General features: G+C 70.1%; 13 protein-coding genes. 12 read left to right on the top strand and 1 reads right to left on the bottom strand.

Annotation, left to right across the window (positions count from 1 at the left end):
* Positions 1 to 28 precede the first annotated feature (28 nt).
* Positions 29 to 1,297, bottom strand: a complete 1,269-nt coding sequence (locus DES41_RS10820; protein WP_114467615.1) for an amidohydrolase/deacetylase family metallohydrolase — start codon at positions 1,295 to 1,297, stop codon at positions 29 to 31.
* A gap of 121 nt (positions 1,298 to 1,418) precedes the next feature.
* Between DES41_RS10820 and DES41_RS10815 the strand changes: the two genes are divergently transcribed.
* The 12 genes from DES41_RS10815 to DES41_RS10760 all read left to right on the top strand — a co-directional run bounded on the left by DES41_RS10815 (position 1,419) and on the right by DES41_RS10760 (position 12,951).
* Entirely contained in the window at positions 1,419 to 1,928 is a 510-nt protein-coding gene (locus tag DES41_RS10815) for a MarR family winged helix-turn-helix transcriptional regulator (RefSeq protein WP_114467614.1), read from the top strand.
* 229 nt (positions 1,929 to 2,157) lie between these two features.
* Positions 2,158 to 2,913, top strand: coding sequence for an SDR family NAD(P)-dependent oxidoreductase (locus tag DES41_RS10810; protein WP_114467613.1), 756 nt, complete (start codon positions 2,158 to 2,160; stop codon positions 2,911 to 2,913).
* A gap of 8 nt (positions 2,914 to 2,921) precedes the next feature.
* Positions 2,922 to 3,905, top strand: coding sequence for an isopenicillin N synthase family dioxygenase (locus DES41_RS10805; RefSeq protein ID WP_114467612.1), 984 nt, complete (start codon positions 2,922 to 2,924; stop codon positions 3,903 to 3,905).
* A 31-nt stretch (positions 3,906 to 3,936) separates the two neighbouring features.
* Entirely contained in the window at positions 3,937 to 6,336 is a 2,400-nt protein-coding gene (locus DES41_RS10800) for a xanthine dehydrogenase family protein molybdopterin-binding subunit (protein WP_114467611.1), read from the top strand.
* Positions 6,333 to 7,151 (top strand): FAD binding domain-containing protein, encoded by an 819-nt coding sequence (locus tag DES41_RS10795; protein WP_114467610.1) that lies wholly within the window; start codon positions 6,333 to 6,335, stop codon positions 7,149 to 7,151. The genes DES41_RS10800 and DES41_RS10795 overlap by 4 nt, the downstream gene beginning before the upstream one ends.
* Positions 7,148 to 7,681, top strand: a complete 534-nt coding sequence (locus DES41_RS10790) for a (2Fe-2S)-binding protein (protein WP_114467609.1) — start codon at positions 7,148 to 7,150, stop codon at positions 7,679 to 7,681. The genes DES41_RS10795 and DES41_RS10790 overlap by 4 nt, the downstream gene beginning before the upstream one ends.
* The gene (locus DES41_RS10785) at positions 7,671 to 8,357 is read left to right on the top strand and encodes an SRPBCC family protein (RefSeq protein ID WP_114467608.1); all 687 of its coding nucleotides are present in this window, start codon (positions 7,671 to 7,673) and stop codon (positions 8,355 to 8,357) included. Before DES41_RS10790 ends, DES41_RS10785 begins: the two co-directional genes overlap by 11 nt.
* A 39-nt stretch (positions 8,358 to 8,396) precedes the next feature.
* A complete protein-coding gene (locus DES41_RS10780; protein ID WP_114467607.1) occupies positions 8,397 to 9,554 on the top strand; it encodes an ABC transporter substrate-binding protein in 1,158 nt (385 codons plus the stop codon).
* 15 nt (positions 9,555 to 9,569) lie between these two features.
* Positions 9,570 to 10,442 carry a branched-chain amino acid ABC transporter permease gene (locus tag DES41_RS10775; protein ID WP_114467606.1) on the top strand — a complete coding sequence of 291 codons (873 nt, stop codon included), beginning with the start codon at positions 9,570 to 9,572 and terminating at the stop codon, positions 10,440 to 10,442.
* A 1-nt stretch (position 10,443) separates the two neighbouring features.
* Complete coding sequence (locus DES41_RS10770; protein WP_114467605.1) at positions 10,444 to 11,484, top strand: branched-chain amino acid ABC transporter permease; 1,041 nt, start codon at positions 10,444 to 10,446, stop codon at positions 11,482 to 11,484.
* Positions 11,481 to 12,260, top strand: a complete 780-nt coding sequence (locus DES41_RS10765) for an ABC transporter ATP-binding protein (protein WP_114467604.1) — start codon at positions 11,481 to 11,483, stop codon at positions 12,258 to 12,260. Before DES41_RS10770 ends, DES41_RS10765 begins: the two co-directional genes overlap by 4 nt.
* Complete coding sequence (locus tag DES41_RS10760) at positions 12,247 to 12,951, top strand: ABC transporter ATP-binding protein (protein WP_114467603.1); 705 nt, start codon at positions 12,247 to 12,249, stop codon at positions 12,949 to 12,951. The genes DES41_RS10765 and DES41_RS10760 overlap by 14 nt, the downstream gene beginning before the upstream one ends.
* Positions 12,952 to 12,953: the final 2 nt, after the last annotated feature.

The raw sequence follows: 12,953 nt of genomic DNA, 5'->3' as shown, positions 1-12,953 counted from the left end.
GACTGCAGCAAGCAGCGCGCCAACACCGTCAGGCCTCCTGCGCCACCGGCAGGATCGACGCGTCGGCCTCGAAGCGCCGGCCCGCGCGCAGGCAGAACGCCGGCGTCAGCAGCTGCTCGGTGAAGACCTCGGTGCCCTCGTTGTCCGTCATGCGCCAGCGCCCGCGCTCGTCGTTGAGCACGCTGATGTCGGCCACGCCGCCGATGGTCAGCGTGCCCAGCTCGCCCTCCATGCGCGCCATGCGCGCCGCGTTGCGCGTGACCATGTCCACCACGTGGGCGAGCGGCAGGCCCAGCGCCAGCATGCTGGTCATGGCCGACACCAGGCCGAAGCGCGTCTTGCCCTTGAACATGTGGTCTTCTTCGTCGGGGTGGCTGTCGGGGGTGCCGGCCGGCTGGGGCACGGCCGTGTTGTAGCCGTGCATGTCGGCGCCCAGCGTGTCGGGCACGATGCCGGCGTCCAGCACGATGCGCGCGGTCTTGTAGCTGAAGTGCGAGCCGTGGCCCACGTCGATCTTGAGCCCGCGCGCCACCGCCTCGGGCACCAGCGGGTGCAGCTTGCCGTTCTCTTCCACGAAACCGCCCGGGTGGCGGCTGAACGGGTGCGCCAGGATGTCGCCCGGCTTGAGCATCTCCACTACCTGGTTGAAGATCGAATCGGGGTTCACGGGCAGGCCGCCGTCGCCCGGCTTGGGCCACAGCTGGCCGAAGTGGATGTAGACCGGCAGCTCGGCCTCGCGGCCCATGCGCGAGGCCAGGCGCATCACGTCCACGCCCCAGCGCGCGAAGCCGCCGATCTCGGCGTGCGCCTTCAGGCCGCGCACCAGGTCGCGGTTCTGGCGCGCGGATTTCACGGTGGCGTCCACGTCCAGGCAATCGGGCCGGTACATCTCGGGGTAGTAGTGGCCCTCCAGCCCGCCGGCCAGGTAGGCCGACAGGAAAGCCAGCACGCGCGTGTGCGAGGGCTCGGCCACGTACTGGCGAAAGCCCGGCAGCGTGATGCAGCTGGGGCCGCCCTGGTCGATCAGCGTGGTCACGCCCGAGCGCACGCCGCACAGGTCGGCGTTCATGCCGAAGCGGCCGGTCACGCCCTGGTAGACATGGCCGTGCGTGTCGATCAGGCCGGGCAGCACCAGCTTGCCGCGGCAGTCCACGCGCTGGGCGTCGGCCGGCACGGCCGCGCCCAGGTCGTCGGCGATGGCGGCAATCCGGCCGTCGGTCACGAGAACGTCGAATAGGCCGTCGCGGCCGGCGCCGGGGTCGATCACCCGGCCCCCTTGCAGAACCATGCTGGTCATTTGTCTTGCCTGCTTCCTGTGCGGTGGTGAGAACTGATAGGTGGTGTACCGCATAATTTGTGCCAGCCGGAAGGCGCCGATCTGGTGCAGCCTGGGGATCGGGCGCGGCTAGACTTTGCGCATGACAGAAGAAGACCATCCCCAGCCCGTGCGGGCGCAGTTGGACCACTACTGCGAGCGCTCTGCGCTGTTTGCCCGGCCCGGATTCCTGATCCGGCGGCTGCACCAGATCCACACCTGGCTGTTCACCGAGGAAACCCAGCAGTACAACGTCACGCCGGTGCAGTACAGCCTGCTGACGGTGCTGGCCGAACACGGAGAGATGGACCAGAACACGCTGGCCTATGAGGTCGGCCTGGAGCGCACCAGCGTGGCCGAGGTGCTGCCCCGTCTGGAGGCGCGTGGCCTGGTCGAGCGCCGGCAATCGGATGCCGATCGGCGCGTGAAGCTGGTGCGCATCGCGCGCAAGGGCCGTGCGCTCGCCAAGCGCATGGACGGCGCGGCGCAGCGCGCGCACGACCGCACCATCGCCTACCTGCCCGAGAGCGAGCGCGAGCGCTTCATGCTGCAGTTGATCCAGCTGGTCGAGTCGCACAACGACACCAGCGTGGTGCCCTGGAAACTGCGCTGACGCCGCCGCTCCGGTGGTGTGCCCCGTTTTGGTTTGATCGCGCCGCCGGCGCTCCGCAATGGTGCGGCATCCAGCGCTGGTCTTCCCCTATATATGTGGTGCACCACGTAGTTATGGGCTGAAATTCCCCTTCTGTTTCAATGACCTGGATCAGTGACGGTGTGACGCCGATGCACTAGTGGCATGGCAGTTGCTCTGTCGTCGTGCAACCTACAGGAGCACGGTGAACATGGGTCTCGAACAGTCGGTGGCGATCGTCACAGGGGCAGCACAGGGCATCGGCTACGCCGTCGCGCAGCGCTTCGGTGCGCGCGGCGCCAAGGTCGTCGTGGCCGACCGCAACGGCGCCGAGGCTGCCGCAGCGAAGCTGCAGGCCCAGGGCATCGATGCGCTGGGTGTCGCCGTCGACGTCTCCAGCCCCGAGCAGGTCGAGGCCATGGCCGCACAGGCCGAGGCGCTGTACGGCCGCATCGACGTGCTGGTCAACAACGCCGGCATCTATTCGTCGCTGACCCCCAAGCCCTTCGAGCAGCTCACGGTGCAGGAGTGGCAGCAGGTGCTGAACGTCAACGTGGTTGGCGTGTTCCTCACGTGCAAGGCGGTGCTGCCGGCCTTCCAGCGCGCGGGCGGCGGGCGCATCGTCAACATCTCCTCGGGCGTGGCGTTCAAGGGCAACCCGGGCATGGCGCACTACGTGGCCAGCAAGGGCGCGGTGATCTCGCTCACGCGGGCGCTGGCCACCGAGCTGGGCGTGCACAAGGTGCTGGTCAACAGCGTGGCGCCGGGCTTCACGCTCAGCGACGGCGCGCTGGCCAACCCGGTGCTGGTCGAGGGCGTCAAGGGCCCCTCGCTGCGCGGCCGGGTGCTGGCACGCGACATGCTGCCCGATGACGTGATCGGCGCCATCGAGTTCTTCGCCGACGCGCCCTCGGCCTTCATCACCGGGCAGACGCTGGTGGTGGACGGCGGCGCCTACTTCCACTGAGGCCGGCCATGACGACCAGCGCCATCCCCGTCATCGACCTGTCCGCCGCGCTGCACGGCCGCGCCGACGAGCGCCTGCGCGCCGCCCGCGCCATGGAAGCGGCCTGCACCGACATCGGCTTCTTCACCGTGCGCGGCCACGGCGTGCCGCTGGCGACCATCGACACGCTGCGCAGCCACGCCAGGCACTTCTTCAACCTGCCGCTGGCCACCAAACGCGAGGCCGCGCCGGCGGACCCGGCCGTGCCGCGGGGCTACCGTGCGCTGGGCTTCGACGCGCTGTCGCGCGCGAATGTGGGCGTGGCAGGCGCAGCGCCCGGCGACCTCAAGGAGTACTACCACTTCGGCCGCGAGCAGTGGCCCGACGCGCCCTACTTCACGGGCGAGGAGGGCCGCCGCTACTTCATCCCCAACCGCTGGCCGGCCGCGCCTGCAGGCTTCGCCGAAGCCGCCGCCGCCTACTACGCGCACATGGAGCGGCTGACGGGCGAGATGATGTCGCTGGTCGCCCTGGCGCTGGGCATCGACGAGGACTTCTTCGACGACAAGATCGACCGCCACATCACGGCGATGCGCATCAACTTCTACCCGGAGCAGACCGTGGCGCCCGAGCCGGGCCAGCTGCGCGCCGGGGCCCACACCGACTACGGCCTGTTGACCATCCTGAACGGCGAGAACACCGCCGGTGGCCTGCAGGTCTGCACGCGCCAGGGCGACTGGCTGCCGGTGGAGACGGCGCCGGACACCTTCGTCGTCAACATCGGCGACCTCTTGATGCGCTGGACCAACGACCGCTGGGTTTCCAACGTGCACCGCGTCGTCAACCCGCCGGCCGAGGCGGGCCCTGCGGCGCAGCGCATCTCGATCGCGTTCTTCCACCACCCGAACTACGACGCGCTGGTGGAGTGCGTGGCACCGCCCGGCGAAGCCAAGTACCCGCCGGTGCGCTCGGGCGACTACCGCACCGAGAAGTACCAGCAGACCCGTGTCTGACGACCAAATATGTGGCACACCACCTAACACGATGAACGCACCCACTTCGCCCCATCTGCTGCAGCCGCCCGCTGTCTCTGCCGGCCAAGGCGTCGGCCAGCGCGTGCAGCGCAAGGAAGACCAGCGCCTGCTGCTCGGCCGCGGCCAGTTCGTCGGCGACATCCGCATGCCCGACATGCTGGACGTGGCCTTCGTGCGCGCGCCGCTGGCGCATGCCCGCATCAACGGCATCGCCAAGCCGGCCGGCTACGAGAACATGGTCTACACCATGGCCGACCTGGTGGGCGTGCAGCCGATCCTGGCGGCCTCGGCGCTGCCGGGCTTCAAGCGCTCGGTGCAGTGGCCGCTGGCGCATGAGAAGGTGCGCCACGTGGGCGAACTGGTGGCCGCGTGCGTGGCGCCCACGCGTGCCCGCGCCGAAGACATCGCCGCCGGGGTCGAGGTCGACTACGCCGAACTGCCGGTGCTGGCCGACATGCACGCCGCCATGGCCTCGCCGACCCGCCTGCACGACGACTGGGCCGACAACGTGTTCGCCGAAACCAACGTGGACCGGCGCGTGGCCGAATCGAGCCAGTCCACCCACACCGTGCGGCGCAAGCTGCGCACGGCGCGCCAATGCATGATGCCGCTCGAAGGCCGCGCCGTGCTGTGCTGGTGGGACCACCGCATGGACCAGCTGGTGATGTACTCGGCCGCGCAGCTGCCGCACATCAACCGCACCGGCCTGGCGGAGTGCCTGGGCCTGGACCAGGGCCAGGTGCGCGTCATCTCGCCCGACGTGGGCGGAGGCTTCGGCTACAAGGGCCTGCTGCTGCCCGAGGAGATCTGCTGCGCCTGGCTGGCTCGGCACCTGGGCCGCCCGGTGCGCTGGCTGGAAGACCGTCGCGAGCAGCTCAGCGCCAACGCCAACTGCCGCGAGCATGCCTACGACATCGCGGTCACCGTCGAGGCGGATGGCCGGCTCGTCGGCATCGAATGCGACGCGGTGGTCGATTCCGGCGCCTATTCGTCCTACCCCTTCAGCGCCTGCCTGGAGGCCGCGCAGGTCGGCTCCATCCTGCCCGGCCCCTACCGGATGGACTGGTTCCGCTGCCGCACGCGTTCGGCCGCCACCAACAAGCCGCCGATCCTGCCGTACCGCGGCGTGGCGCGCACGGGCGTGTGCTTCGCGCTCGAACTCATGCTCGACGCCGCCGCGCGCGACCTCGGCATCGAGCCGCATGCGCTGCGCGCCAGGAGCCTGGTGCCCGCCGCGGCCATGCCGTACACCAACATCACCAACAAGCTGTTCGATTCGGGCGACTACCAGCAGGCGATGGACCGGGCCGTGGCCGCGCTGGACTGGGACGGCTGGCGCCAGCGCCAGCAGGCCGCCCACGGCACGGCCGATGGCCGGCCTGCCACCCGCCGCATCGGTCTGGGCCTGGCGGTGTTCTGCGAGCAGGGCGCCCATGGCACCTCGGTCTACCACGGCTGGGGCATTCCCATGGTGCCGGGCTACGAGCAATGCGCCGCGCGCTTCACGCCCGATGGCGTGCTCGAACTGCGCCTGGGCGCTCACTCGCACGGCCAGGGCATGGAGACCTCGATGGCCCAGGTCGCGCACACCGTGCTGAGCATTCCCATCGCGCAGGTGCGCCTCGTGCATGGCGACACGGCGCAGTCGCCGTATTCCACCGGCACCTGGGGCTCGCGCTGCGCCGTGATGTCCGGCGGCGCCGTGGGCACGGCCGCCAAGGCGCTGGCCGAGCGCATGCGCGCCATGGCGGCAGTGCTGCTGGAGGCGCCGGCAGACACGCTGCGCCTGGAGGGCGGCAGCTTCCACACCGCGGACGGCGCCAGCGCGTTGACGCTGGCCGAGATCGCCCGCACCTGGTACCGCGCGCCGCAGAAGATCCCGCCCGGCATCGACCCCGGCGGCCTGGAGATCGTGGTGGGCTACAAGACCCAGCCCGACACCGGCACCTTCAGCTACGCCTGCCACGCCTGTGCGGTGGAAGTGGACACCGCCACCGGCCAGGTGCGCCTGCTCGACTACGCGATCTGCGAGGACGGCGGCGTGCTGCTGAACCCGCTGATCGTCGAGGGCCAGCTGATCGGCGGCCTGGCGCAGGGCATCGGCACCGCGCTGTATGAAGAGATGCCGTTCGATGCCGAAGGCCAGCCCTTGGCTTCCACGCTGGCCGACTACATCCTGCCCGGCGCCGGCGAGATGCCGCCGCTCAAGATCAGCCACATGGAAACGCCGAGCCCGCACACGCTGTTCGGGCAGAAGGGCATCGGCGAGGGCGGGGCCATCGCGCCGCCGGCCGCGATCATCAACGCGGTCAACGACGCGCTGTTCGCGCTGGGTGCCGAGCTGACCGAATGCCCGGCCAGCCCCGAGCGCGTGCTGGCGGCGCTGGCCGCTGCGGGAGCGAAGGCATGAAAGCAGCGGCCTACACCCTGGAGCGGCCGGCCGCGCTGGCCGCCCTGAACACGCGCCTGGCCGATGGCGGCTGGGGCGTCAAGCCCATCGCGGGCGGCCAGTCGCTGGGCGCCATGCTGAACCTGCGCCTGGCCCAGCCCGAGACTTTGCTGGATCTTGACGCACTGGCCGAGCTGCGCGCAGTGCACGAAACCGCTGACGCAGTGCGCTTCGGCGCCATGGTCACCCACGCGCAGATCGAAGACGGCCGCGTGCCGGACCCCACGCGCGGCCTCATGCCCTTCGTGGCGCGCGGCATCGCCTACCGTGCCGTGCGCAACCGCGGCACGCTGGGCGGCAGCCTGTGCCATGCCGACCCGGCCGCCGACTGGGTCAACGCCATGCCGCTGCTGGGCGCCACCTGCCTTGTCGCCGGCCCCGATGGCACGCGCGAGGTGCCCGCCGCCGGCTTCATGGCCTCGGCCTTCGAGACCGCGCTGGGCGAGGGCGAATTGCTGACCGCCGTGCAGGTGCCGCGCCGCTCGGCCGCCACGCGCTGGGCCTACCGCAAGTTCTGCCGCAAGACGGGCGAGTTCGCCAACGCGCTGGCCGCCTGCCTGCTCGACCCCGCCGACGGCACCGAGCGCGTGGTGCTCGGCGCGCTGGACGGCGCGCCGCACGTGGTCGAAGAGGCGGGCCTGCTGGCGCGCCTGGCGACCGACACCGAGCGCGCGCGCTGGCTCGCCGCGCAGGACCTGGGCCTGGACGAGACCCGCCAATCCATGCTGGCCGAGATGCTGCGGCTGGCCCTGCGTGACCTGGAGACCGCACGATGACCACGCCCTTCCTCGACTTCCCGCCGGTGGCCACCGAACGCTTCGCGCTCGACGTGAACGGCCGCCGGCACCAGCTCGAACTCGAGCCGCGCACCCACCTGGCCGACGCGTTGCGCGAGCACTGCGGCCTGACCGCCACCCACCTGGGCTGCGAGCACGGCGTCTGCGGCGCCTGCACCGTGGAGGTGGACGGCGCGCCGCAGCGCAGCTGCCTGCAGTCGGCCGTGCGCTTCGTCGGCCGGCCGATCCGCACGCTGGAGGCCTTCGACGACGACGCCGTGATGGCGCAGCTGCGCGCCGCCTTCTCGGCCGAGCACGCGCTGCAGTGCGGCTACTGCACGCCCGGCATGCTGATGACGGCGCGCGACATCGTGCTGCGGCTGCCCCAGGCCGACGAAGCGCGCATCCGCGAGGAGCTGGCCGGCAACCTGTGCCGCTGCACGGGCTACCAGGGCATCGTGCAGGCGATCCAGCGCGTGCTGCGCGAACGCACCGACACCACCACCGAGGAGACTGCGCATGCAGCTTGAGCAAGCCTTCACGCTGGCCGCCGCGCCCGCACGCGTCTGGCAGGCCTTCCACGACGTGCGCCTGCTGGTCGAGTGCCTGCCCGGCGCGTCGATCAAACCCGGTGCGGAGATCGCCGAAGGTGCCGAAATCCCGCTGCTGTTCAAGATCAAGCTCGGCCCGATCGCGGCCGGCTTCGCGGGCCAGGGGCAGCTGACGCTGGACGAAGGCAGCCAGGCCGGCAGCTTCGCCGGTGGCGCCGTCGACGCCAAGACCAACAGCCGCGTGAAGGGCCAGGCGCGCTTCGCGCTGCTGCCCGATCCGGTCGGCACGCGCGTCACGCTGACCGTGGAATTCGCGATCACCGGCGCGCTCGCCCAGTTCAGCCGCGAAGGCATCGTGCGTGCGCTGGCCGAGCAGTTGACCAAGCAGTTCGCCGACAACCTGCAGGCGCGGCTGCCGCAAGACGTGCCGGAGCAGGCGCAGGCGCAGGCGGGGACGCAGGAGGCCGCGCCGCAGACCGCGGAGTCGCTCGCGGCCGAGGCCTCGGTGGGCTGCGCGCCCACGGTCTTCCCCGGCGCCCTGCCTGCCGCGCCCGCCAGCAAGCCGCGTGCTGCCGCCCCGGCGCCGGACGCCGCCATCGACCTCTGGAGCCTGCTCAAGCTCTGGTTCCGTGGTCTGTTCGCACGCCGCGGCTGATCTCCCCCGATTCCCCAACGTCCCCAAGGAAGCATCGCCATGACCTCGCTCAACATCTTGCGCACCGCGCTGGCCGCGGCCAGCCTCGCGGCCCTCACCGTCCCTGCGCTGGCGCAGGACACCATCAAGATCGGCGTCTCCCAGCCGCTGACCGGCCCCGTGGCGGCCTCCGGCACCTACGTGACCAACGGCGCGCGCATCGCGGCCGAGGTCATCAACAAGAAGGGCGGCGTGCTGGGCAAGCCCATCGAGCTCGTCATCGAGGACAACAAGTCCAACCCGCGCGAAGCCGTCAACTCGGCCGAGAAGCTGATCCTCAAGGACAAGGTGCCCGTGATCATGGGCGCCTGGAGCTCCACCTTCACGCTGGCGGTGATGCCCAAGCTCATGGAGTACGGCGTGCCCATGGTGGTGGAGACCGCCTCGTCGGGCAAGATCACCACGGCCGGCAACCCCTGGATCTTCCGCATCAGCCCGACCTCGGCGATGGAGGCCAGCGCCTTCGGCAAGAAGATCGACTCGTTCGCGCCAGCGATCAAGAAGGTCGATTTCCTCTCCGTCAACAACGACTGGGGCCTGGGCGCCGCGGCCGAGTTCAAGAAGATGTTCGAGGCCAAGGGCGTGGCCGTGGGCCGCACCGAGACCATGGCGCCCGACGCGACCGACCTGTCGGCCCAGCTGGCCGCGCTGAAGGCCACGGGTTCTGACACGGTGATCGTCACCTCCGGCATCGAGCAGCTCACGCTGGCGATCCGCCAGGCCGGCGAGCAGCGCCTGCCGCAGCGCATCATCACCACGGGCGGCTCCTTCCCCGAACCGTTGCTCAAGACGCCCGGCCCCAAGGGCTATGCCAGCCAGCACCTGCTGTTCTTCGCACCCTGGGAAGTCAAGCGCGCGCAGTACCCCGAGGTGGCCAAGGAGTTCGCCGATGCCTGGGAGGCCAAGAAGCTCGACTTCGCCGGCCAGACCGAAGGCTTTCGCGGCTATGACGGCATCCTGACCATCGTCGAGGCCATCAAGATCGCCGGCAAGGCCGAACCCACCGCCATCCGCGATGCGCTGTGGAAGGTCAAGGCCAAGGGCGTGAACGGCGACATCGGCTTCGTCAAGGAAGGCCCGGCCGGCAAGGAGAGCGGCCAGAACGAGCCCGCCATCTACGTGGTGGAACTCAAGGACGGCCAGGTCTCCGTCAAGTAAGCAACAGGGCGCCCCGTGGACCAGTTCCTCCAACATTTGCTCAACGGCCTCGTGCTGGGGGCCACCTATGCGCTGCTGGGGATCGGCCTGACGCTGATCTTCGGCATCATGAAGGTGGTCAACATGGCGCACGGCGAGCTGTACACGCTGGGCGCCTACGTGGCCTTCGGTTTCGTCTCGCTGCTGGGCCTGAACTACTTCGGCTCGGTGCTGATGGCGGCCGTGGTCGGCCTGGTGGCCGGCGCGGCCATCGAGTGGCTGCTGCTGCGCCGGCGCAACCTCGCCGCCATCGACGAAGTCATGCTGATCATGATCGGCGTGATGATCGTGCTGCAGAACGCCGAGCTGCTGGCCTGGGGCGGCGTGGCCAAGGCCGTGCCCTCGCCGTTCTCGCAGGAGCCGGTGGTGTTCGGCGCGGTCTCGGTCTCGCCGATCCGCCTGTTCGTGCTGGCCACGGCGCTGGTGCTGCTGGTGTCGTTCTACCTGCTCATCGAACGCTCGCGCCTGGGGCTGTCGATGCGCGCCACCTTCCAGGACAAGGACGCCGCCAAGATCGTCGGCGTCAACGTCTCGCGCATCTACACGCTGACCTTCGCGCTGGGCTCGTGCCTGGCGGCGGTGGCCGGTGCGCTGCTGGCGCCGGTGTTCGTGGTCAACCCGACCATGGGCGACCTGGCCAGCCTGAAGGCCTTCGCCATCGTGATCCTGGGTGGCCTCGGCAACCTGGCCGGCGCCGCGCTGGGCGGCTTCGCGCTGGCGCTGATCGAGGAGTTCGGCGCCGGCTACATCTCCACCGCCTACCGCGATGCGATCGGCTTCCTCGTGATCCTGGTGGTGATGGTGTTCCGCCCGCAGGGCCTGTTCACCCTCAAAGAAAGAGTGGGTTGATATGAAACCCTCCACCATCCTGTTCCTCGCCAGCGTGCTGGTGCTGGCCGGCCTGCCGCTCTGGTGGCCCGATCCCTATGTGCTGTCGGTCGTCGGCTCGGCCGGCATCTTCATCGTCGCGGCCATCAGCCTGAATCTGTTGTTGGGCTACACCGGCCAGCTGAGCCTGGGCCACGTGGCCTTCTTCGGCATCGGCGCGTACACCAGCGCGCTGCTGTCGCTGGGCTTCGACGTGTCGCTGCCCGGCTTGAGCGATCCCCTGGTCATGGCGCCCCAGCCGGTGTGGCTGGCCTTCACGGCCGGCATCGTGGTCGCTGGCCTGTTCGGCTGGTTCGTCGGCAAGCTGGCTTTCCGCGTGCGCGGCGCCTACTTCGTGATCGTGACCATCAGCTTCGCGCAGGTGATGCGCATGGTCGCCACCAACTGGGTCGACCTGACCGAGGGCCCGATGGCGCTCAACAACATCCCGCCGCTGACGCTGTGGACGCCGGGCGGCACGGTGGATCTCGTGACCAAGGCGCAGACCTACTGGCTGGTGCTGGCGGTGGCCGTGCTGGCCTGGCTGGTCGTGGCCGCGCTGGTGCACAGCCGCACCGGCCGTGCCATGGTGGCGCTGCGCGAGAACGAGACGCTGGCGCGCTCCATCGGCGTGCCGGTCACGCACTACCTGGGCATCGCGGCCGTGGGCGCTGCTGCCATCGCCGGCGCCGCGGGGGGGCTGTACGCGCACACGGTGCGCATCATCGACCCCGACGTGTTCATGTTCATGTTCACCATCACCATGGTGATCATGGTCATCGTCGGCGGCAAGGGCACGCTGGCCGGGCCGGTGGTGGGCGGGCTGCTGTTCGGTCTTCTGCCCGAACTGCTGCGCGGCACGCTGCGGCCCGAGGTGCAGTGGATGCTGTACGGCGCGCTGATGGTGGTGATCCTGATCTTCATGCCGCGCGGCATCGTGCCGTCGCTTGCCGCGCTGGTGCGCAAGCGGCCGGTGGCGAAGGCGACGGCGCCGCGCGCGGCCGTGGCAGGGGAGGCGACGTGAGCGAAGTGCTGCGCCTGGAAGGCGTCACCATCCAGATCGCCGGCCTGCGCGCCGTCGACCAGCTCAGCTTCGCCGTCGAGGCCGGCCAGATCGTCAGCCTGATCGGCCCCAACGGCGCCGGCAAGACCACCACCTTCAACGCCATCTCGGGCTACATGCGGCCCGCCGCGGGCCGCGTCTTCCTGTTCGGCGAGGACATCACGGGCCAGTCGCCCGACCGCATCGCCCAGCGCGGGCTGGTGCGCAGCTTCCAGCGCACCAGCGTGTTTGCGGGCTGCACGGTGTTCGACAACATCCTGACCGGCCTGCACCTGCGCGGATCGAGCGGCGTGCTGCAGGCGCTGCTGCGCGGCGCGGGCTTCCAGCGCGAGGAGGCCAAGCTGCGTGAAGAGGCGCACGCCATGCTGGGCTTCCTCGGCCTGCAACCGCGCGCCGACGAGCTGGCCAGCAACCTCTCGTACGGCGACCAGCGGCTGCTGGGCGTGGGCCTGGCATTGGCCGCGCAGCCGCGCGTGCTGCTGCTGGACGAGCCCGCCGCTGGCCTGAACCCGTCGGAGACGGAAGCCTTCAAGCAGATGGTGCGGCGCATCTGCGACAGCGGTGTCACCGTGCTGCTGGTGGAGCACGACATGCACATGGTGATGTCGATCTCCGACCACATCGTGGTGCTGAACCACGGCAAGCTCATCGCCACGGGCGGCCCCAAGGCCATCCAGCAGGACCCGGAAGTCATTCGCGCCTACCTCGGATCGGGGCTGCAGCATGCTCAGGCTTGAACAAGTCTCCGTGCGCTACGGCGCCACCCTGGGTGTGGACCGCATCACGCTGGAGGTGCAGGAGGGCGAACTGGTGGTGCTGATCGGCGCCAACGGCGCCGGCAAGTCGACCACGCTGCGCGCGATCAGCGGGCTGGAGCCGCTCGCCGGCGGCAGCATCCACTTCGACGGCCACAGGATATCGGGCGCCATGCCGGCCCAGATCATCGACCGCGGCATCGCCCACTGCCCCGAGGGGCGCCGTGTGTTCCCGCAGTTGACGGTGCGCGAGAACCTGGAGATGGGCGGCTACCGCCGCACCGACCGCCAGCGCATGCGCCAGGACATGGAGCGCATGTTCGACAAGTTCCCGCGGCTGCGCGAACGCGCCGGCCAGGCCGCCGGCACGCTGTCCGGCGGCGAGCAGCAGATGCTGGCCATCGCGCGCGCGTTGATGTCGCGCCCGCGCCTGGTGATGTTCGACGAGCCCTCGCTGGGCCTGGCACCCAACTTCGTCGAGATGATCTTCGCGCTGGTGCAGGAGGTGCGGCGCGAGGGCACGACGGTGCTGATGGTCGAGCAGAACGCCTATGCGGCCCTGCAGATGTGCAACCGCGCCTACCTGCTGACCAACGGCCGCATCGTGAGCCAGGGCACGGGCGCGGAGATGCTGGCCAACGAGGGCGTGCGGGCGGCCTACCTGGGCGGTTGAAC

The sequence above is a fragment of the Pseudorhodoferax soli genome (assembly GCF_003337555.1).
Taxonomy (GTDB): domain Bacteria; phylum Pseudomonadota; class Gammaproteobacteria; order Burkholderiales; family Burkholderiaceae_C; genus Pseudorhodoferax; species Pseudorhodoferax soli.
The sequence above is the reverse complement of the archived record's forward strand: the minus strand, read 5'-3'. Positions and strand labels throughout refer to the sequence as shown.

Coding starts and splice junctions, on each gene's coding strand:
- DES41_RS10805 (WP_114467612.1), top strand. CDS start 2,922: ATGACGACCAGCGCCATCCCCGTCATCGACCTGTCCGCCGCGCTGCAC.
- DES41_RS10780 (WP_114467607.1), top strand. CDS start 8,397: ATGACCTCGCTCAACATCTTGCGCACCGCGCTGGCCGCGGCCAGCCTC.
- DES41_RS10820 (WP_114467615.1), bottom strand. CDS start 1,297: ATGACCAGCATGGTTCTGCAAGGGGGCCGGGTGATCGACCCCGGCGCC.
- DES41_RS10810 (WP_114467613.1), top strand. CDS start 2,158: ATGGGTCTCGAACAGTCGGTGGCGATCGTCACAGGGGCAGCACAGGGC.
- DES41_RS10815 (WP_114467614.1), top strand. CDS start 1,419: ATGACAGAAGAAGACCATCCCCAGCCCGTGCGGGCGCAGTTGGACCAC.
- DES41_RS10785 (WP_114467608.1), top strand. CDS start 7,671: ATGCAGCTTGAGCAAGCCTTCACGCTGGCCGCCGCGCCCGCACGCGTC.
- DES41_RS10760 (WP_114467603.1), top strand. CDS start 12,247: ATGCTCAGGCTTGAACAAGTCTCCGTGCGCTACGGCGCCACCCTGGGT.
- DES41_RS10800 (WP_114467611.1), top strand. CDS start 3,937: ATGAACGCACCCACTTCGCCCCATCTGCTGCAGCCGCCCGCTGTCTCT.
- DES41_RS10770 (WP_114467605.1), top strand. CDS start 10,444: ATGAAACCCTCCACCATCCTGTTCCTCGCCAGCGTGCTGGTGCTGGCC.
- DES41_RS10790 (WP_114467609.1), top strand. CDS start 7,148: ATGACCACGCCCTTCCTCGACTTCCCGCCGGTGGCCACCGAACGCTTC.
- DES41_RS10795 (WP_114467610.1), top strand. CDS start 6,333: ATGAAAGCAGCGGCCTACACCCTGGAGCGGCCGGCCGCGCTGGCCGCC.